Origin of the sequence: Jannaschia marina (assembly GCF_013404595.1) — a bacterium.
Taxonomy (GTDB): domain Bacteria; phylum Pseudomonadota; class Alphaproteobacteria; order Rhodobacterales; family Rhodobacteraceae; genus Jannaschia; species Jannaschia marina.
Window position 1 is genome coordinate 295832 of sequence record NZ_JABVAX010000003.1, and the last position, 19596, is coordinate 315427.

Here is a 19596-nt window from a genome sequence, read left to right on the forward strand (position 1 = left end):
GTCTCAAGCGCCCTGCAGGCTTTCCCAGAGGGCGAAGTCGGCCGCCCGGTCCGTGCGAAGCCGTGCCGCGAGAGCCGGCGACAGGTCGGTCGCACCCTCGGGGGAGACGTTGGCCCGCCCGAGCTGGATCTCGCGTTCTAGCCGATCCTCTAGGAACCGGATGAGGCGTGGCTGGTCATCGTGGCGGAAGAGATGATCGACCCCGCCTTCCAGGAAGGTCGCCTGCGATCCGACGCGGGCGAAGGGGGGCGGATCCTCGGAGAGATAGGCCTCCACGAAGGCGTCGAAGCTCATCCCGGCGGTCGAATTCGGCTGGCCATCGAGCCCCGGACGCGCGCGGTAGCGAAACCAGCTGCCGAGCCAGTCGACCGGCTCGCGCATGACGGCCAGCGTTTCGAGCGGCCGGCGGCCCTTCTGCTCGAAGAAGGGCGCAAGCTCCCGCCGATACTTGCGAACCGTACAGTGTTTGAGCCCCGGTGGATTGACGATCGCGGCATCCGCGACCGGGGCCAGCGCCTCCTCCAGCGCGGTCGTGCCCGTCTTGGGAACGGCGAAAACGACCAGCCGGGCCTTCCAGAAGATCAGCATATCTCGCGCAAACCTTTTCGTGTCGCGGGCCTTACGATTTCTTAAGCACCTTCCATCAAGAGTGCTCCAAGTCCATAGGGCTTGCCTTTGTTCTATTTTCGTTCCATATCTGACGAACAGGAACAAGGCGTGAACAACAACCCGATTGCCGCGCAGGCGGCAGCATGCAAGAAGGTCGAAACTCATGGCAACGGCGAACCTACTCGACATGGCTGACAAACGCAGTGCGGACAAGCAGAAGGCCCTCGACAGCGCGCTTGCGCAGATCGAGCGGCAATTCGGCAAGGGCTCGATCATGAAGCTCGGTGGCGAGAACCAGATGCCCGACATCGAGGCGACGTCGACGGGCTCCCTCGGGCTCGACATCGCACTCGGCATCGGTGGCCTGCCGAAGGGGCGTATCGTCGAGATCTACGGTCCCGAATCCTCGGGCAAGACGACGCTGACGCTGCACACCGTCGCCGAGGAGCAGAAGAAGGGCGGTGTCTGCGCCTTCGTCGACGCGGAGCACGCGCTCGACCCGCAATACGCTCGCAAGCTCGGCGTGAACCTCGACGAGCTTCTCATCTCGCAACCCGACACAGGGGAGCAGGCGCTCGAAATCGTCGACACGCTCGTGCGCTCGGGTGCGGTGAGCATGGTCGTCGTCGATTCGGTCGCGGCCCTGACGCCCAAGTCCGAGCTCGAGGGTGACATGGGCGACAGTGCCGTCGGCGTCCACGCCCGCCTGATGAGCCAGGCCATGCGCAAGTTGACGAGCTCGATCGCGCGCTCGAACTGCATGGTGATCTTCATCAACCAGATCCGCATGAAGATTGGCGTGATGTTCGGCTCGCCCGAGACGACGACGGGCGGCAACGCGCTGAAGTTCTACGCCTCCGTGCGCCTCGACATCCGCCGCATCGGCTCGGTCAAGGACCGCGACGAGGTGGTCGGCAACCTGACCAAGGTGAAGGTCGTCAAGAACAAGGTCGCGCCGCCCTTCAAGACCGTCGAATTCGACATCGTCTACGGCGAGGGCATCTCCAAGATGGGCGAGCTTCTGGACCTCGGCGTCAAGGCCGGCGTGGTCGAGAAGTCGGGGGCTTGGTACAGCTACGGCGATGAGCGCATCGGCCAGGGGCGGGAGAATTCCAAGCAGTTCCTGAAGGACAACGCGGCCGTGGCACATGAAATCGAGGACAAGATCCGCGCGGCCCACGGTCTCGATTTCGATGGCGCGGAGGCCGACGACGACGCCTTTCTGGAAGAATAGGCATCGATGACAGATCGGCAGACCGGAAAGGCCGCCCGCGTGGGGCGGCCTTTTCATTTTGGAGACCCCGGGATCGGCTTGTCGCCACCGGGGCGCGCGGCTAGGACGGAAAGACGCCCGCGAAGAGGACCATCATGGCCAGTTTGAACGACATCCGAAGCACTTTCCTCGACTACTTCGCTCGCAACGGGCACGCGGCCGTCGACAGCTCTCCGCTCGTGCCGCGCAACGACCCGACGCTGATGTTCGTCAACTCGGGCATGGTACAGTTCAAGAATGTCTTCACCGGTGTCGAGACGCGTGACTACGTCCGCGCGACCACCAGCCAGAAATGCGTGCGGGCCGGCGGCAAGCACAACGACCTCGACAACGTCGGCTATACCGCGCGCCACCATACGTTTTTCGAGATGCTGGGCAATTTCAGCTTCGGCGACTACTTCAAGGCCGAAGCGATCCCCTTCGCCTGGGAACTTCTGACCAAGCATTTCGGTATCGACCCGAACCGCCTTCTCGTCACCGTCTACCACACCGACGACGAGGCCGCGGCGATCTGGAAGAAGGTCGCCGGCCTGCCCGACGAACGGATCATCCGCATCGCCTCGGACGACAACTTCTGGCGCATGGGTCCGACCGGCCCCTGCGGGCCGTGCACCGAAATCTTCTACGACCATGGCGATCACATCCCCGGTGGTCCTCCGGGCAGCCCAGACGAGGACGGCGATCGCTTTATCGAGATCTGGAACATCGTCTTCATGCAGAACGAGCAGTTGGAGGACGGCTCGATGCGGCCGCTCGATCAGCAGTCGATCGACACGGGCATGGGGCTCGAGCGGATCGGCGCGCTCCTGCAGGGCAAGCACGACAATTACGACACCGACCTCATGCGCGCGCTGATCGAGGCCTCGGCGAACGCGACCTCGACCGACCCGGACGGGCCGCAGAACGTGCATCATCGGGTGATCGCCGATCACCTGCGCTCGACGTCCTTCCTGATCGCCGATGGGGTTATGCCCTCGAACGAAGGGCGGGGGTACGTGCTGCGCCGGATCATGCGCCGCGCGATGCGCCATGCGCACCAGGCGGGAGCGAAGGACCCGCTTATGCATCGGCTCGTCCCCGCGCTCGTGGCGCAGATGGGGCAGCACTATCCGGAGCTCGGCCGGGCACAGGCGCTCGTGGAGGAGACGCTGCGCGGCGAGGAGGAGCGGTTCCGCACGACGCTCGACCGCGGGCTCCGGCTGCTCGAGGATGAAGTCGGCAGGCTGCCCGACGGTGGCACGCTCGGCGGCGAGACGGCCTTCAAGCTCTACGACACCTACGGGTTTCCGCTCGACCTGACGCAGGATGCGCTGCGCGAGAAGGGGCTGGGCGTCGACACCGACGGCTTCGACGCGGCGATGGCCGAGCAGAAGGCGCGCGCGCGGGCCGCCTGGGCCGGCTCCGGCGAGCAGGCGGATGCCGCGATCTGGTTCGACCTGGCCGAAGAGCATGGAACGACGGAATTCCTTGGCTACGACAGCTGCGGTGCGGAGGGTCAGATCAATGCGCTCGTCGTCGACGGGGCCGCGACCGGTGATGCCACGGGCAAGGTCACGGTCGTCGTCAACCAGACGCCGTTCTATGCCGAGGCCGGGGGTCAGGTCGGCGACACGGGGATGATCGTCACCGAGACCGGGCGCGCGCGCGTCACCGACACGCGGAAGGTGGCCGATGTCTTCCTGCATATCGCCGAGGTCGAAGAGGGCAACCTGCAGGTCGGGCAGGCTGCGCAACTCGTCGTGGATGAGGCGCGACGACAGACGATCCGCGCGAACCACTCGGCGACGCACCTCTTGAACGAGGCCCTGCGCGGTGCGCTTGGCGATCATGTCGTCCAGCGCGGGTCGCTCAATGCGCCTGACCGGTTGCGGTTCGATTTCAGTCACGGCGAGGCGCTGAACCTCGATCAGCTTTCGGCCGTGGAAGCGGAGGTGAACAGGCACATCCGCATGAACGGCGCGGTTTCGACCCGGATCATGGCCCCGGACGATGCGCGTGACCTGGGCGCGCAGGCGCTCTTTGGCGAGAAGTACGGCGATGAGGTGCGTGTCGTGTCGATGGGGCAGGCGCAGGGCTCCGGCAAGGGGACCGACGGCCAAACCTATTCCATCGAGCTTTGCGGCGGGACCCACGTGAGCCGTCTGGGCGAGATCGGGGCCTTCGTCACGCTCGGCGACGCGGCCATTTCATCGGGCGTGCGTCGGATCGAGGCACTGACGGGGCAGGCGGCGATGGACTACCTGCGCGCGCAGGACCATCGGGTCGCGGAACTCGCCAACCTCTTCAAGGCGCAGGCCGACGAGGTGACGGATCGGGTGAAGGTCCTTCTGGACGAGCGCAAGAAGATGCAGGCCGAGATCGCGGGGCTGCGCCGTGAGCTTGCCATAGGTGCGGGCGCGGAAGCGCAGGATATCAACGGGATGCAGGTCGTTCTTCAGGTGATTTCCGGCGTTTCCGGGAAGGACCTCGGGCCGATGATCGATGCGCAGAAGGCAACGCTCGGCTCGGGCGTGATCGTCTTCGTCGCCGACACGGGTGCGAAGCCCGCGGTGGCGGCGGGGGTCACCAAGGATCTGAGCGAGCGTGTGTCGGCGGTCGACCTCGTCAAGGCGGCGGTCGAAGCGCTCGGCGGGCGTGGCGGCGGCGGTCGGCCGGAAATGGCGCAGGGTGGCGGTGCGGACATCGCGCAGGCCGATGCGGCGCTGGATGCAGCGAAGGCCGTGATTGCGGCGGCCTGAGCGCCCAATCGGCCGGGCGCGTCAGTGCCCGGCGGTGTTCGAAAAGACCTGCATGACCACGATGCCCGCGATGATGAGCGCCATGCCCACGATCGCGGGCAGGTCGAGCCGTTGATCGAACGCGACCCAGCCGATGCTCGCGATCAGAACGATCCCGAGGCCGGACCAGATCGCGTAAGTCACGCCGACGGGCACGACCTTGAGTACCAGCGACAGTAGGAAGAGCGCCGAGAAGAAGCAGGCGAGGCAGAGGAGCGAGGGCCAGAGGCGGGTGAAGCCTTCGGAGGTCTTGAGCGCGGTCGTGCCTACGGTTTCGAAGGCGATGGCGAGGATCAGGTAAAGCCAGTGCATCAGCGTCCCACGTAGCGGTCGCGGCGGTGGTTCACCGCGATGATGAGATTGACGGCCACCGCGCCCAGAAGCGAGGCGGCCACGAGCCATGGGTCGAGCACTGCGAAGGCAACCAGGAAGAGGATAGCGTCGAAGCCGAGCTGGACCCACCCGGCCTGGATGCCGAAGCGTTCCTGTACCCAGAGGGCGAGGATGCCGATCCCGCCGAGCGACGCCCCGTGGCGGAAGATGACGATCAGGCCCATGCCGATCACCGCACCCGAGAGCGCGGAGGCGGCCCAGGGGTTCAGCGTCTCGAAGACGACGAACTGCGGCAGGACTTGCGACAGGAGCGACAACATCGTCACAGCGATCACCGTCTTGACGACGAAGCGCGGGCCGAGGCGGAGCCAGCCGAGCACGTAGAACGGCAGGTTCAGAAGGAAGAACCACGTGCCGAAGGACCAGCCGCCGACGTAAGAGAGAAGCACCGCCGCTCCCGCCGTCTGCCCGGTGACGAGGCCGGCCGCGGTCAGGAACTGCACCCCGAGCGCGCAGAGGAGCGTGCCCAGCACGAAGGCCTGCGCATCCTCGAGCAGCGTGTGCCTGAGGGGCGACGGACGATGGGGCTCACGGGAGTCGGGGGGCGGTGAACTGCGCGGCATAGGGCAGGGGTAGGGCGCGGCCTTGCCCCTGTCCATGCGAAAGGGGCGCGGGATGCGCCCCTTTTGCTGTCGTTGCGATGGTCGGAGGAGGCCCCCGACCCGGTCTCAGCCCGCGAGGGCGGCGTTCAGGTTCTCGTCGATCTTCTCGAGGAAGCCCATCGTGGTTAGCCACTTCTGGTCCGGCCCGACGAGGAGCGCGAGGTCCTTCGTCATGTGACCCGATTCGACGGTGTCGACGATGACCTTCTCGAGCGTTTCCGCGAAGTTCATCAGCGGCGCGTTGTCGTCGAGCTTGGCGCGGTGCTTCAGGCCGCCCGTCCAGGCGAAGATCGAGGCGATCGAGTTGGTCGAGGTCTCCTTGCCGGCCTGGTGCTGGCGGTAGTGGCGGGTGACGGTGCCGTGAGCGGCCTCGGCCTCGACGATCTTGCCGTCGGGCGTCATCAGCTGCGAGGTCATCAGGCCGAGCGAGCCGAAGCCCTGCGCGACGGTGTCGGACTGCACGTCGCCGTCGTAGTTCTTGCAGGCCCAGACGTAGCCGCCGGACCACTTCATCGCCGAGGCGACCATGTCGTCGATCAGGCGGTGCTCGTAGTGGATGCCGGCTTCCTCGAACTTGGCCTTGAATTCCTCGTCGTAGACCTTCTGGAAGAGGATCATGAACTGGCCATCGTATTGCTTGAGGATGGTGTTCTTGGTCGAGAGGTAGACGGGGTAGCCGCGCTTGAGGCCGTAGTTGAAGGACGCGCGGGCGAAGTCGATGATCGACTGGTCGAGGTTGTACATCGACATGAAGACGCCCGACGACGGCGCGTCGAACACCTCGTGCTCCTCGACGGTGCCGTCCTCGCCCACGAACTTCATCGAGAGCTTACCCTTGCCCGGGAACTTGATGTCGGTGGCGCGATACTGGTCGCCGAAGGCGTGGCGGCCGATGACGATGGGCTGGGTCCAGCCGGGCACGAGACGCGGCACGTTCGAGCAGATGATCGGCTCGCGGAAGACGACGCCGCCCAGGATGTTGCGGATCGTTCCGTTCGGGCTGCGCCACATCTTCTTGAGGCCGAACTCCTCGACCCTGCCCTCGTCGGGCGTTATCGTGGCGCATTTCACGCCGACGCCGATCTCCTTGATCTTCTCGGCCGCGTCGATCGTGATCTGGTCGTTCGTCTCGTCGCGGGCCTCGATGCCGAGGTCATAGTAGAGCAGGTCGACGTCGAGATAGGGCAGGATCAGCTTGTCCTTGATGAACTGCCAGATGATGCGGGTCATCTCGTCGCCGTCGAGCTCGACGACGGGGTTTTCGACTTTGATCTTCGTCACGGGGAGGGCCTCCGATGGGTCGCTTGCGTTCGCGCGCCTCCTAGCAGGGTCGGACGCCGGGCGCTAGATGGTATGCCGTTGCATACCGCATTCCCCCGCGGGTCGGCCCGGTGCCGGGCGCACCGGGCCTCGCCCGCCCATGGTGGAAGCATGGTTGGGGCCTTTCGCCGACGACTGCCTCTGGCCGCCGGCCCCGGGACATCCGGGTACTCGTTAACGCCGGGGTCCCATGAGTCCCCGTACCTCTTAACACCCATAGTCACGGGCCGGGGCGGCGCAGAGTTTCAGAAATGCCGGGACTTTCTTTGCGGTCAGCGGAAGAAGGCCGCGATCCGCGGGCTGAGCCAGGCCCAGAGCGCGGGCGCGCCACGGGCGATCTTCGGGCCGATGCGGGCGCGGAACATGTCTTCGGTGACGTCGTAGTCGACCCAGGAGCCGCCGCCATTCGCAAGGTTGAGGTTCGGCGGCTGGAACCTGTCGAGCGACTTGGCGAAACGGGCGTCGGGGCTCTCGTTCGCCTCGAACTCGTCCCAGAGGGCGCGGAAGGAGGCGGCCTGGTCGTCGGGCAGCAGTCCGAACAGCCGGTCGGCGGCGGCCAGTTCGTCGGCCTCCTGGCCCGAGGTGTCGCCGAAGACCGGCATGTCGCCCGCGTCGATCTCCACGATGTCGTGCAGCAGGAGCATCCGGATGACCCGGTCGATCGACACGCCCGGGGGCGCATGCGGCGCGAGGGTCAGCGCGAAGAGCGCGACGTGCCAGCTGTGCTCGGCGCTGTTCTCGAAGCGGGATCCATCCGTAAGGCGGGTGGCTCGGGTGACGGATTTCAGCCGGTCGGCCTCCATCAGGAAGGCCATCTGCCGGTCGAGGTCGCCTGCCGTGTCGCTCACCCGCCCTCCGCCGGCTTGGCGAACTCCGCGATCCGGCGCTGGAGTTGCGCGCGTGCGCGGATGGCGGCGCGCTGCACGCGGACGGAGGTGATGAAGGCCTCCTGCAGCGTCTGGGAGCTATCGCCGAGGGACGTCGCCATCATGCGGATGATGTCCTCGTCCCCCGTCGCCTCGACGTGCTTGATGACATCCGCCGCCAGCTTGTCGGCCAGTTGCTCCGCCAGTCTGCTCATGGCGGCCCCCTAGCGCGTCGTCTCGGTCAGGCGGCGCGAGACATAGCCCTGCACGCTCTCGATCATCGGGTCCATGTGCGGATCCTCGAAGAAGTGGCCGGCCCCCTCCATCTCCTCGTGGGTGATGGTGATGCCCTTCTGTTCGTGCAGCTTGCCCACGAGCGTGCGGGTATCGGCCGGGGGGGCCACGCGGTCGTTCGCGCCGTTGATGATGAGGCCCGAGGAGGGGCAGGGCGCGAGGAAGCTGAAATCATAGCGGTCTGCGGGCGGCGAGACCGAGATGAACCCCGTGATCTCGGGCCGCCGCATCAGAAGCTGCATCCCGATCCAGGCCCCGAAGGAGAAACCGGCGACCCAACAGTGCTTGGCGTTCGGGTTCATCGCCTGCAGGTAGTCGAGCGCCGAGGCGGCATCGGAAAGCTCGCCCACGCCCTGATCGTATTCGCCCTGGCTTCGCCCGACGCCGCGGAAGTTGAAGCGCAGCACCGTGAAGCCCAGATTGTGGAAGGCATAGTGCAGGTTGTAGACGACGCGGTTGTTCATCGTGCCGCCGAACTGCGGATGCGGATGCAGGATGATCGCGATCGGCGCGTCCTTGAGCTTCTGCGGGTGATAGCGTCCCTCGAGACGGCCTTCGGGTCCGGGGAAGATCACTTCGGGCATCGGTGTTCCTTTGTCGCGTCGGTTGACGGAAGCCGGGCGGCGGGGATAAATCCGCCAATTCCGGCCCCGTGCGGGCTTCTAACGCAGGTAAGCGACGGGGCCTGCATCGTCAATCAGGCGTGGGCCGCCGGGGAGGGCTGCCATGAAGTTGAGTACCAAGGGACGCTACGCGATGGTCGCGCTCGTCGATCTGGCGCAGCGGGAGGCGGGGACGACGACCTCGCTCGGAGAGATTTCGCGGCGACAGGACATCTCGCTGCCTTATCTGGAGCAGCTTTTCGTCAAGCTGCGACGGGCGGGGCTCGTCGAGTCGATCCGCGGTCCGGGCGGCGGCTACCGGCTGGCGCGGTCGGCCTCGGACATTCGGGTGTCGGACGTGCTGGAAGCCGTGGACGAGACGGTCTCAGCCATGCAGCCGGGGGCGGGCGCGTCGGGCGGTCTCTCGGGCAGCCGCGCACAGTCGATGACGAACCGCCTCTGGGAGTCGCTCTCGGCCCATGTCTACGTCTTCCTACACCAGACCCGGCTGTCGGACGTCGTCGGCAACGACCTGACGCCCTGTCCGGCGGTGCCCTCGCTCTTCGAGGTGGTCGACGAATGAGCCGAACGGCGTGAGGGACCGCGTCTATCTCGACTGGAACGCGACGGCCCCGCTGCGACCCGAGGCGCGCGATGCCATGATCGCGGCGATGGAGATCGTCGGCAACCCGTCCTCCGTGCACGCCGAGGGGCGGGCGGCGACGGGCCTGATCGAGGCTGCGCGGGCGGAGGTAGCGGCGGCGCTCGGGGCGTCCGGGTCGGACGTCGTCTTCGTGTCGGGGGCGACCGAGGCGGCCGCCCTCGCGCTCGCCGGGCGGGAGCTCGCCACGGCCCCCGTCGAGCACGAGGCGGTGGCCGCCTGGGGCGATGGCAGCCTGCCCGTCGATGGCGCAGGGCAGGTGGCGGTCGCGGATCCGCCCGGATCTGCCCTGCAGGCGGCGAACTCGGAAACCGGCGTGTTGCAGGATCTGCCGCCCGGCCTCGCCGTCAGCGACATGACGCAGGCCTTCGGGAAGGTGCCGCTCGCCTTCGACTGGTCAGGCATCGACATGGCGCTCGTCTCGGCGCACAAGCTGGGCGGGCCGAAGGGTATCGGCGCCCTGGTTATCCGCCGGGGGCTCGACGTCGCCGCGCAGATCCGGGGCGGCGGGCAGGAGATGGGCCGGCGCTCGGGCACCGAGAACCTTCTCGGGATCGCCGGATTCGCCGCCGCGGCCCGCGCCGCGGTGCACGACATCGAGAGCGGCGCGTGGGAGCGGGTCGCAAAACTTAGAACTTTTCTAGAAACAACTCTTGAGAGCGCCGCCGACCCGACTATTTTAGTCGGAAAGGAATCGAAGCGCCTGCCGAACACCTCCTGCCTCGTCACGCCGGGCTGGAAGGGCGAGACACAGGTGATGGCGCTGGACCTGGCCGGTTTCGCGGTGAGCGCGGGTTCGGCCTGTTCCTCGGGCAAGGTGCGCGAGAGCGCCGTCTTGCGCGCGATGGGATACGGGCCGGGCGAGGCCGATTGCGCGATCCGCGTAAGCCTCGGCCCGGAGACGACAGAGGAGCAGGTGGTGCGGTTCGTGGAAACCTTTCGCCGCCTCAGAGACAGGAGACGCAAATGACGGCTTTGGACGACGTGCAGGTCAAGGACGGGGTCGATCAGGAGACCGTCGACGCGGTGAAATCGCTCTCGGGCACCTATAAGCACGGGTGGAACACCGAGATCGAGATGGAGTTCGCGCCGAAGGGCCTCACCGAGGAGATCGTGCGCCTCATCTCCGAGAAGAACGACGAGCCCGAGTGGATGCTCGAATGGCGGCTCGATGCCTACCGCCGCTGGGTCAAGCTGGAAGAGCCGACCTGGGCCATGGTCGACTACCCCGAGATCGACTTCCAGGATCAGTACTACTACGCCCGGCCGAAGAGCATGGCCGAGAAGCCGAAGTCCCTCGACGAGGTAGATCCGAAACTCCTCGAAACCTACAACAAGCTGGGCATTCCGCTGAAGGAGCAGGCCATCCTCGCCGGCGTCGAACCCGCTCCCGAGGATCGCAAGGTCGCCGTCGACGCCGTCTTCGACAGCGTCTCTGTGGGCACGACCTTCAAGGCGGAGCTGGCCAAGGCGGGCGTCATCTTCTGCTCCATCTCCGAGGCCATCAAGGACCACCCGGAGCTGGTGAAGAAGTACCTCGGCTCGGTCATCCCGGCCTCCGACAACTACTACGCCACGCTGAACGCCGCCGTCTTCTCCGACGGATCCTTCGTCTACATTCCGAAGGGCGTCCGCTGCCCGATGGAGCTTTCGACGTACTTCCGGATCAACGCCGAGAACACCGGCCAGTTCGAGCGCACGCTCATCATCGCGGACGAGGGGGCCTACGTCAGCTATCTCGAAGGTTGCACCGCGCCGCAGCGCGACACCGCGCAGCTGCACGCCGCCTGCGTTGAGCTCGTGCTGCTCGACGATGCGGAGATCAAGTATTCCACCGTCCAGAACTGGTTCCCCGGCGACGAGGAGGGCAAGGGCGGCATCTACAACTTCGTCACCAAGCGCGCCGACTGCCGCGGTGCCCGGTCGAAGGTGATGTGGACGCAGGTGGAGACGGGCTCGGCCGTGACGTGGAAGTACCCGTCCTGCATCCTGCGGGGCGACGACAGCCAGGGCGAGTTCTATTCCATCGCCATCGCCAACAACTATCAGCAGGCCGATACCGGCACGAAGATGGTGCATCTGGGCAAGAACACGAAGTCGCGGATCGTCTCCAAGGGGATCAGCGCGGGGAAGGCGCAGAACACCTATCGCGGCCTCGTCTCGATGCACCCGAAGGCGAAGAACTCGCGGAACTACACCCAGTGCGACAGCCTTCTGATCGGCGACACCTGCGGGGCGCATACGGTCCCCTACATCGAGGTCAAGAACAACTCCTCCCGCGTGGAGCACGAGGCGACGACCTCCAAGGTGGACGACGACCAGCTCTTCTACTGCCGCTCCCGCGGCATGGACGAGGAGGAGGCCGTGGCTCTCGTCGTCAACGGCTTCTGCAAGGAGGTGCTGCAGGCCCTTCCGATGGAATTCGCCATGGAGGCGCAGCAGCTCGTGGCGATCTCGCTCGAGGGGAGCGTGGGTTGAACGGCGGAGGTTCCGGCGCGGAATTGCATGGTACTCTTGGCGGCAAGGGGACCGGAAATGCGACCTCCGGTGCCTTTGAGGCCGTCGCTGGCGGGACGCTTGCAGGCGGAGCGCTCTGGGCTCTTTCTCCCGCTCCTGTCTGGCTATGCCTCGTCTGCGCTTTGTGTGTCGGCATCGTGGTCGGTTATGTAATTTCGTGGCGCAAGACAGTCGCCAAGGCCCGAGCGAACGATGAATATCGGCTGATGATCGAGGCAGAGACACAGGCGAAGCTGGACGCCGCCAAGGCGTCGGGCGCGTTCGATCGCTTCGACAAGAAATGAACACCGCGCCGCAAGGCGTTGAGAGGAAATGGAAATGCTGAACATCAAGAACCTTCACGTGAAGCTCGAGGAAGAGGATAAGGCGATCCTCAAGGGCGTCGACCTGACCGTCGAGGCGGGCAAGGTCCATGCGATCATGGGTCCGAACGGATCGGGCAAGTCGACGCTCTCCTATGTGCTCTCGGGCCGCGACGGCTACGAGGTGACCGACGGCTCCGCCGAGCTCGAGGGCGAGGATCTTCTGGACATGGAGCCCGAGGAGCGGGCGGCCGCCGGTCTCTTCCTCGCCTTCCAGTACCCCGTCGAGATCCCCGGTGTGGGCAACATGACGTTCCTGCGCACGGCGGTGAACGCACAGCGCAAGGCGCGCGGCGAGGAGGAGCTGTCGGCGGGCGACTTCCTCAAGGTGATCCGCGCCAAGGCGAAGGACCTCAAGATCGACGCCGACATGCTCAAGCGCCCCGTCAACGTGGGCTTCTCGGGTGGTGAGAAGAAGCGCAACGAGATCCTGCAGATGGCGATGCTGGAGCCGCGCATGTGCGTCCTCGACGAGACCGACTCGGGTCTCGACGTCGACGCGATGAAGCTCGTCTCCGAAGGCGTGAACGCGCTTCGCGATGCGGGCCGGGGCTTCCTCGTCATCACGCATTACCAGCGGCTTCTCGACCACATCAAACCCGACGTCGTGCACATCATGGCTGATGGCCGCATCGTGAAGACGGGTGGCCCGGAGCTAGCCCTCGAGGTCGAGAAGAACGGCTACGGCGACCTGCTGGAGAGCGCATGATGGCGGCCGATCCGAAAACGCAGGCAACCGAAGCCCGCATCGCGGCGCTGACGCTGCCCGAGGGCAACGGCTGGCTCGCCAAGGCGCGGCAGGATGCGCTCGGTCGGCTGCAGGCCACCGGGTTGCCCTCGCGGCGCGACGAATACTGGCGCTACACCAAGCCCGCGAAACTGGTGCAGCCGGAGCCGGCACTGTCCGTGCCCGCGGCCGGTGAAGACCCTTTCGCCGGGGTCGACGCGCATGTGATCACCATCGAGGACGGTGTGATCACGCTGCCCGGGGCCATCGAAGGCCTTGAGATCGCGACGCTGGCGAATGCGGCAACCGCCGATATCCACTGGGCGCGCGACCTCTACGGCGCGCTCGAAGCGGCGGGCAGCGGCCCGGTGGCGCGGCCGATGGCCATGCTCAACACGGCCTTCGCGACCGACGGCCTGCTGATCCACGTCACCGGCGCGGTCGATCGTCCCGTCCACCTGCGGACGACGGGAGCGAGCGACCCGATCCTGCACCACGTCGTCAAGGTCGAGCGCGGTGCCACGCTCACGCTGCTCGAGTCGGGCAACATCGGCGCGCGGAGCAACATCGCGACCGAGGTCGAACTGGCCGACGGTGCGGGCTTCCATCATCTGCGGGTGCAGGGGCCAGAGCCGGCGTTGCATGTCAACACCCACATCTTCGCCCGGCTCGGCGCGGAGGCGACCTTCCGGTCGTTCACGCTGGCCGCGCATGGCGAACTGACGCGCAACGAGGCCGTGATCGAGCTGACCGGCGACGATGCCACCGCCACGATCGGCGGCGCGGCCTTCGGTGCGGGCAACTTCCATCACGACGACACGGTGTTCATCACCCACGACGCGGTGAACTGCGAGAGCCGGCAGGTCTTCAAGAAGGTGCTGCGCGACGGTGCGACCGGGGTTTTCCAGGGCAAGATCCTTGTGAAGGAAGGCGCGCAGAAGACCGACGGCTACCAGATTTCGCAGTCGCTTCTCCTCGATGAGGATGCGCAGTTCCTGGCGAAGCCTGAGCTCGAGATCTATGCGGACGACGTGGCCTGTTCGCACGGGTCGACCACGGGCGCGATTGACGAGACGGCGCTGTTCTACCTGCGCTCCCGCGGGGTGCCGAAGCGGCGTGCGGTGGACATGCTGGTACTGTCCTTCCTGGCCGAGGCCGTCGAGGAGATCGCCGACGAAGACCTTCGGGAGCATGTGACGGAGCTGCTTGCCGACTGGCTGGCGCGCGGCTGACATGTCGGTCACGACCGACATCTTCCGTGCCTGGTGGCGGCCGCGCGCCGTCATGCAGCGCCGCTTTGCCCAAGGGCCGGACGAGAAGATCGCCTTCGTCTACCTGGCGGCCTTCTCGGTTCTGGGCTTCGCGGCGCAGATCCCGGGCCTCGTGCGCACATCGCGGCAGGCCGATCCCGCCTTCGAAGCGGAGATCGTGTCAGAGGCGGCACGGGTCGGCGTGGCGATCCCGCAGGACCTGACCGACGCGAAGTTCGAGGTGCTGTTCTCGGGCGCGGTCATGGCCTGGATCTTCGTGGTGCCGCTATTCCTCTACGTCGTCGCCTTCCTTGCGCGACTGGTCGGCAACCTCTTCGGCGGTCGGGGCACGGGGTTGCGCTCGCGCGTGGCCCTCTTCTGGTCGTCGCTTGCGGTCACGCCGGCGCTTCTGCTCCTCGGGCTGACGACCGGGTTCGTCGGCGCGGGGCCGGCGCAGGCGATCGTGGCGACGGTCACGCTCTGCGGGTTCATCTGGATCTGGCTCAATTCCCTCTACGTGGCGGAGATGCCGAATGTTTGACGTCGAAGCGATCCGCGCCCAGTTTCCCATCCTCTCGCGGGAGGTGAACGGCAAGCCGCTCTGCTACCTCGACAACGGGGCCTCCGCGCAGAAGCCGCAGGTCGTGCTCGACACGATCCAGCGGGCCTATGGTCATGAATATGCGAATGTCCACAGGGGTTTGCATACGCTCTCGACCATTTCGACCGAGAACTACGAGGCGACCCGCGGGACCATCGCGCGGTTCCTGAATGCGCCGTCGGAGGATCACATCGTCTTCACGTCCGGAACGACGGAGGCGATGAACCTCGTCAGCTATGCCTGGGCTATGCCGCGGATGCAGGCGGGGGACGAGATCGTCCTGTCGATCATGGAGCATCACGCCAACATCGTGCCCTGGCATTTCCTGCGCGAGCGGATGGGCGTCAAACTGGTCTGGGTGGAGACCGACGTGAACGGTGACCTCGATCCGCAGGCCGTGCTCGACGCCGTGACGGAGCGCACGAAACTGATCGCGATTACCCACGTTTCCAACGTCTTGGGAACCGTTGTTGATGTAAAGTCGATCTGCGCCGGTGCGCGTACCAGAGGGGTTCCGGTGTGCGTCGATGGCTCGCAGGCGGCGGTCCATATGCCGGTTGATGTGGCTGACATCGGCTGTGACTTCTACGCTATTACCGGGCATAAGCTATACGGACCAAGCGGTTCCGGGGCGATCTTCATTCATCCGGATCGGCAGGCGGAGATGCGCCCCTTTATCGGTGGCGGTGACATGATCCGGGACGTTCACCGCGACGAGGTGACGTGGAACGACCCGCCCCACAAGTTCGAAGCCGGCACGCCCGGCATCGTTCAAACCATCGGGCTCGGCGCGGCGCTCGAGTGGATGATGAACGTCGGGATGGAGAACATCCGCGACCACGAAGCCGATCTGACGGCCTATGCGCGCACCCGGCTGGACGGCCTCAACTGGCTGAACGTGCAGGGGAAATCACGGGACAAGGCGGCGATCTTCAGCTTCACGATCGAGGGCGCGGGCCATCCGCACGACATCTCGACCGTGCTCGACAAGAAGGGGATCGCGGTGCGCGCGGGGCAGCATTGCGCGCAGCCGCTGATGGAGCACATGGGCATCAACGCCACCTGCCGGGCGAGTTTCGGCGTCTACAATACCCGCGCCGAGGTCGACAAACTGGTCGAGGGGCTGGAGCTCTGCCACGAGCTCTTTGCCTGATTTGAACGTTTTGTACGCTGCCCGGACCCTCGATCGTCCGTTTTGTACGAAACGCGTCAGGTGAAATCCGCCAGCGTCGCGCCGGTGATCCGGTGGAGGACCCGCGGGTCGATCGGAAAGACGTGACGGGGCGTGCCGGCGGCGGCCCAGACGGTCTCGAAGTCGAGGAGCCGCGGATCCATCCAGACGGGCGAGGGCGTCAGGTGACCAATCGGTGCGACCCCGCCGATGGCGAAACCGGTCACCCGCCGCACGACACCCGCGTCGGCACGGGTCAGGTCCGTGCCGGCCAGCGCCGAGGCACGGGCCGCGTCGACCTGATTGCCGCCGGCGGTCAGGAACAGGGCGCAGCCGTCGCCCGCGCCGAAGATGATGGATTTCGCGATCTGGTCGAGGGCGCAACCGACGGAGGCCGCGGCCTCGGCGGCGGTGCGGCAATCTCCGAGCTCGCGCGGTGTCGTCTCGATGCCGGCCTCGGCGAGAGCGCGGGTGACACGTTTCAGGCTCTTGCTCATGGGGTCGTCGTGCCCGTTGACGCCGGTGGCTGCAAGGGGTGAGGTCGACCCATGTTCCGCAGCCGCATCACCCGCCCGCCGATCGCCTTCGACCCGGAGGCGGGCCATACGGCGGTCCGGTCGGTGGCCCCGCCGGCGGATGCGGCGGACCTCGTCGCCGGGGCGGCCGGATGCAGTCCGTTCCTCGGCGGGTTGATGACACGGGAGCGGGACTGGCTCGCCGGCGTGTGGGACAGGGAGCCGGAGCGGAGTCTTCGGGAATTGCTCGACGGTGTCGCCGCGATCGAGGGCGATCCGAAGGTCGAACTCAGGCGCGCGAAGCGGCGGGCGGCGCTCCTGGTCGGTCTGGCCGAGATCGGCGGCGTCTGGCCGGTGATGGAGGCGACCGCCGCCTGGACGGAGTTCGCCGATGCGGTGCTGCAACGGGCGCTCGACTGGGGCCTGGCCCGTCACGGCAGGGCACCGGTCGCGGGCGACGGCGGGCTCGTCGCGCTCGCCATGGGCAAGATGGGGGCCCATGAGCTCAACTATTCGAGCGACATCGACCTCGTCCTCCTGTTCGACGAAAGCCGATATGACCCCGGAGACTACGGCCAGGCGCGCGCGGCGCTCCTGAAGGTGGCGCGCACGGCGATGGCGGCGCTTTCGGACATCACCGGCGAGGGCTACGTCTTCCGCACCGACCTGCGGCTGCGCCCCGATCCGGGGTCGACGCCCATCGTGATGAGCATGGAGGCGGCGGAGCGCTACTACGAGGCGATGGGGCGGACTTGGGAGCGGGCCGCCTGGATCAAGGCGCGGGCGGCCGCGGGCGACGTGGCGGCGGGGGTGGGGTTCCTCGGTCGGCTCGCGCCCTTCGTCTGGCGGCGGCACCTCGATTTCGCGGTGGTGGAGGAGGCTTTCGACATGCGCCGGCGCATCCGCGACCACAAGGGGCTTGCCGGGGCCTGGGACGTGCCGGGCCACGATCTGAAGCTGGGGCAGGGCGGCATCCGGGAGATCGAGTTCCTGACCCAGACGCAGCAGATCATCGCCGGCGGACGCGACGCCACGCTGCGCGTGCGCGGCACGCTCAAAGGGCTCGACCGGCTGGTCGATGCGGGCTGGGTCGCGGGCGCGGACCGGGGCGTTCTGGCGCGGGAGTACCGCCATCTGCGGTCGGTCGAGCATCGGGTGCAGATGGTGCAGGACGCGCAGACGCATCGGTTGCCGAAGGATGCGGAGGGGCTGCGCCGGATCGCCTGCTTCATGGGCGAAGCCGATGGTGGGGCCTTCGTCGACGACCTGCGGGAGCGGATGCGCGCGGTCGAGGCAATCACCGATCCGTCCTTCCGGCCGCCGGAGACGGCGCAGGCCGCTACCGAGATCACTGGCGCTGCGGCGGTGACGGACCGCTGGGCATCCTACCCGGCGCTCCGCACGGGGCGCGCGCGGGAGATCTTCGCGCGGCTGCGGCCCGGTCTCCTCGCGGCGCTGGCGCGTGCGGCGCGGCCGGAGGAGGCGCTTGCGGCCTTCGACGGGTTCCTGCGCGGGCTGCCGGCGGGCGTGCAGGTCTTCTCGCTCTTCGAGGCGAACCCGAAGCTCGTGGAGCTTCTGGCCGACATCTGCGCGACGGCCCCCGATCTCGCCGCCTATCTGTCGCGCAACGCCGGCGTGTTCGATGCGGTCATCGGCGGGGATTTCTTCGCGCCGCTGCCCTCCGTCTGGCCGTTGCCGCGTGTGACGGGCGATTTCGAGATGCATCTGGGCGTGTTGCGTCGCTGGCACCGGGAGGCGCATTTTCGCGTCGGGGTCCATCTCCTGCGCGGTCTGGTCGGGCCGGACGAGGCGGGCGCGGCCTATGCCGGGCTTGCGCGCGCGGTGCTGACGGCGGCCTGGGTCGCCGCGGAGCACGAGACGGTGCGGCGATACGGGCTGGTGCCCGGGCTGCGGCTCGCGGGGCTCGGGATGGGTTCGCTCGGGGCGGGGAGTCTGACCGCGCGGTCCGATCTCGATCTCGTCGTACTGCACGACGGAGCGGAGCCGGGGGCTGCGTCGGACGGGCGGCGCAGCCTCGGCGCGGGGCAATGGGCGGCAAAGTTCACGCAGGTGCTCATCACCGCGCTTTCGGCGCAGACCGGGGAGGGGCGGCTCTACGAAGTGGATATGCGGCTGCGGCCCTCGGGGCGGCAAGGACCTGTGGCGACGCCGCTCTCGGGGTTCCGCAGCTATCAGGCGCAGGAGGCCTGGGTCTGGGAGCATCTGGCGCTGACGCGGGCGCGTGCAATCGTGGGCGACGCGCAGGTCTGCGCCGCCGCCGAGGATGTGCGGTGCGCCGTCATCCGCGAGAGCCGGTTCGCGCGGACCGAGGTGCTGGCGCAACTGGCCGATATGCGCGCGCGGCTCGAGGGGGCGGGGCGGTCGGGCGCCGGGCTTTCGGTCAAGTCGGGACCGGGGCGGGTGCAGGACATCGAACTGGCCGCGCAGGCCCATGCGCTCCTGGCCGGGTCGGAGGCGCGGGAGGTGGCGGCGCAGCTGGCCGTGCCCGGCTGGCTGCCGGAGGGGGTACGGGCCACGCTGACGGAGGCCCATGCGACGCTCTCCGCGGTGCGGCAGGTGGGGCAGCTTCTGACGCCCGCTGATCCGCCGGGAGATCTCGGGGCCGGGGGTGCGGCTCTGCTGGCGCGGACGCTCGGGGTGGCCGACGAGGTGGCGGTGGCGGCTGCTTGCGACGCGGCGGCGGAGCGCGCCGCGGCGGCGATCGCGTCGGCGCTGGACGGCTCCGGCGGCGCGGGCTAGCACGGGGCCGGACAGAGGTGCGGGAGGCGGCGATGGCGAAGACGGGGCAGGGGCCGGACGACCCGAAGGGGCTGATCGCGGAGGCCTATCGGATCGAGGGCATCACCGAGGCGGAATGCCGGTCGATCTTTCTCGACTGGGCGCTGAGTGTCGGCGGCGATCCCGGGCCCGCGATCGCGCGCCTGCGGGCGGGGCGGCCCGAGGGGCATCCGATGAGCCGGGTTCTGGACGAGGGGCTGGCGAAACCCGCGCGGACCGGGCGGCGCGGTGGACGGGCGGCGCGGCTCGCGGAGTAG

At 67.3% G+C, this 19596-nt stretch carries 20 protein-coding genes; 12 read left to right on the plus strand and 8 right to left on the minus strand.

Annotated features, from left to right (window positions below):
• Positions 1–3: 3 nt before the first annotated feature.
• Positions 4–588, minus strand: coding sequence for a gamma-glutamyl kinase (locus HSX43_RS07850; protein WP_179379552.1), 585 nt, complete (start codon positions 586–588; stop codon positions 4–6).
• A gap of 184 nt (positions 589–772) precedes the next feature.
• Here HSX43_RS07850 and recA point away from each other — a divergent pair, with 184 nt between their 5' ends.
• Positions 773–1843: a recombinase RecA gene (recA, locus tag HSX43_RS07855; protein WP_179379553.1), complete on the plus strand. Its 1071-nt coding sequence runs from the start codon at positions 773–775 to the stop codon at positions 1841–1843.
• A gap of 134 nt (positions 1844–1977) precedes the next feature.
• Positions 1978–4620: an alanine--tRNA ligase gene (alaS, locus tag HSX43_RS07860; protein ID WP_179379554.1), complete on the plus strand. Its 2643-nt coding sequence runs from the start codon at positions 1978–1980 to the stop codon at positions 4618–4620.
• A gap of 21 nt (positions 4621–4641) precedes the next feature.
• On the opposite strand, the gene HSX43_RS07865 is transcribed toward alaS, so the two are convergent.
• From HSX43_RS07865 to HSX43_RS07890, 6 genes are all read right to left on the minus strand, one after another.
• Positions 4642–4974, minus strand: coding sequence for a DMT family transporter (locus tag HSX43_RS07865; RefSeq protein WP_179379728.1), 333 nt, complete (start codon positions 4972–4974; stop codon positions 4642–4644).
• Complete coding sequence (locus HSX43_RS07870) at positions 4971–5615, minus strand: YitT family protein (protein WP_179379555.1); 645 nt, start codon at positions 5613–5615, stop codon at positions 4971–4973. The genes HSX43_RS07865 and HSX43_RS07870 overlap by 4 nt, the downstream gene beginning before the upstream one ends.
• Before the next feature lie 105 nt (positions 5616–5720).
• Complete coding sequence (locus tag HSX43_RS07875) at positions 5721–6935, minus strand: NADP-dependent isocitrate dehydrogenase (RefSeq protein ID WP_179379556.1); 1215 nt, start codon at positions 6933–6935, stop codon at positions 5721–5723.
• Between the two features lie 311 nt (positions 6936–7246).
• Positions 7247–7789 (minus strand): HD domain-containing protein, encoded by a 543-nt coding sequence (locus HSX43_RS07880; RefSeq protein ID WP_179379729.1) that lies wholly within the window; start codon positions 7787–7789, stop codon positions 7247–7249.
• Between the two features lie 29 nt (positions 7790–7818).
• A complete protein-coding gene (locus HSX43_RS07885; RefSeq protein ID WP_179379557.1) occupies positions 7819–8055 on the minus strand; it encodes a hypothetical protein in 237 nt (78 codons plus the stop codon).
• A gap of 9 nt (positions 8056–8064) precedes the next feature.
• Positions 8065–8718: an alpha/beta hydrolase gene (locus tag HSX43_RS07890; RefSeq protein WP_179379558.1), complete on the minus strand. Its 654-nt coding sequence runs from the start codon at positions 8716–8718 to the stop codon at positions 8065–8067.
• A 142-nt stretch (positions 8719–8860) separates the two neighbouring features.
• Between HSX43_RS07890 and iscR the strand changes: the two genes are divergently transcribed.
• From iscR to HSX43_RS07930, 8 genes are read left to right on the plus strand one after another with little or no spacing between them, the layout of a single operon-like run.
• Positions 8861–9319 carry a Fe-S cluster assembly transcriptional regulator IscR gene (iscR, locus tag HSX43_RS07895; RefSeq protein ID WP_179379559.1) on the plus strand — a complete coding sequence of 153 codons (459 nt, stop codon included), beginning with the start codon at positions 8861–8863 and terminating at the stop codon, positions 9317–9319.
• A gap of 10 nt (positions 9320–9329) precedes the next feature.
• A complete protein-coding gene (locus tag HSX43_RS07900; RefSeq protein WP_179379560.1) occupies positions 9330–10367 on the plus strand; it encodes a cysteine desulfurase family protein in 1038 nt (345 codons plus the stop codon).
• Entirely contained in the window at positions 10364–11875 is a 1512-nt protein-coding gene (gene sufB / locus HSX43_RS07905; protein ID WP_179379561.1) for a Fe-S cluster assembly protein SufB, read from the plus strand. Before HSX43_RS07900 ends, sufB begins: the two co-directional genes overlap by 4 nt.
• Positions 11872–12198, plus strand: coding sequence for a hypothetical protein (locus tag HSX43_RS07910; protein WP_179379562.1), 327 nt, complete (start codon positions 11872–11874; stop codon positions 12196–12198). The genes sufB and HSX43_RS07910 overlap by 4 nt, the downstream gene beginning before the upstream one ends.
• Positions 12199–12232: 34 nt before the next feature.
• Positions 12233–12985, plus strand: a complete 753-nt coding sequence (gene sufC / locus HSX43_RS07915) for a Fe-S cluster assembly ATPase SufC (RefSeq protein WP_179379563.1) — start codon at positions 12233–12235, stop codon at positions 12983–12985.
• A complete protein-coding gene (gene sufD, locus HSX43_RS07920; RefSeq protein WP_179379564.1) occupies positions 12982–14235 on the plus strand; it encodes a Fe-S cluster assembly protein SufD in 1254 nt (417 codons plus the stop codon). The genes sufC and sufD overlap by 4 nt, the downstream gene beginning before the upstream one ends.
• Position 14236: 1 nt before the next feature.
• Positions 14237–14794: a YIP1 family protein gene (locus HSX43_RS07925; protein WP_179379565.1), complete on the plus strand. Its 558-nt coding sequence runs from the start codon at positions 14237–14239 to the stop codon at positions 14792–14794.
• Positions 14787–16007, plus strand: a complete 1221-nt coding sequence (locus HSX43_RS07930; protein WP_179379566.1) for a cysteine desulfurase — start codon at positions 14787–14789, stop codon at positions 16005–16007. The genes HSX43_RS07925 and HSX43_RS07930 overlap by 8 nt, the downstream gene beginning before the upstream one ends.
• Positions 16008–16063: 56 nt before the next feature.
• Here the strand turns inward: HSX43_RS07930 and HSX43_RS07935 are convergent, their stop codons facing one another.
• A complete protein-coding gene (locus HSX43_RS07935) occupies positions 16064–16522 on the minus strand; it encodes a YbaK/EbsC family protein (protein WP_179379567.1) in 459 nt (152 codons plus the stop codon).
• Between the two features lie 51 nt (positions 16523–16573).
• On the opposite strand from HSX43_RS07935, the gene HSX43_RS07940 reads away from it, so the two are divergent.
• Positions 16574–19300: a [protein-PII] uridylyltransferase family protein gene (locus tag HSX43_RS07940; protein WP_179379568.1), complete on the plus strand. Its 2727-nt coding sequence runs from the start codon at positions 16574–16576 to the stop codon at positions 19298–19300.
• Between the two features lie 32 nt (positions 19301–19332).
• Entirely contained in the window at positions 19333–19596 is a 264-nt protein-coding gene (locus HSX43_RS07945) for a hypothetical protein (RefSeq protein ID WP_179379569.1), read from the plus strand.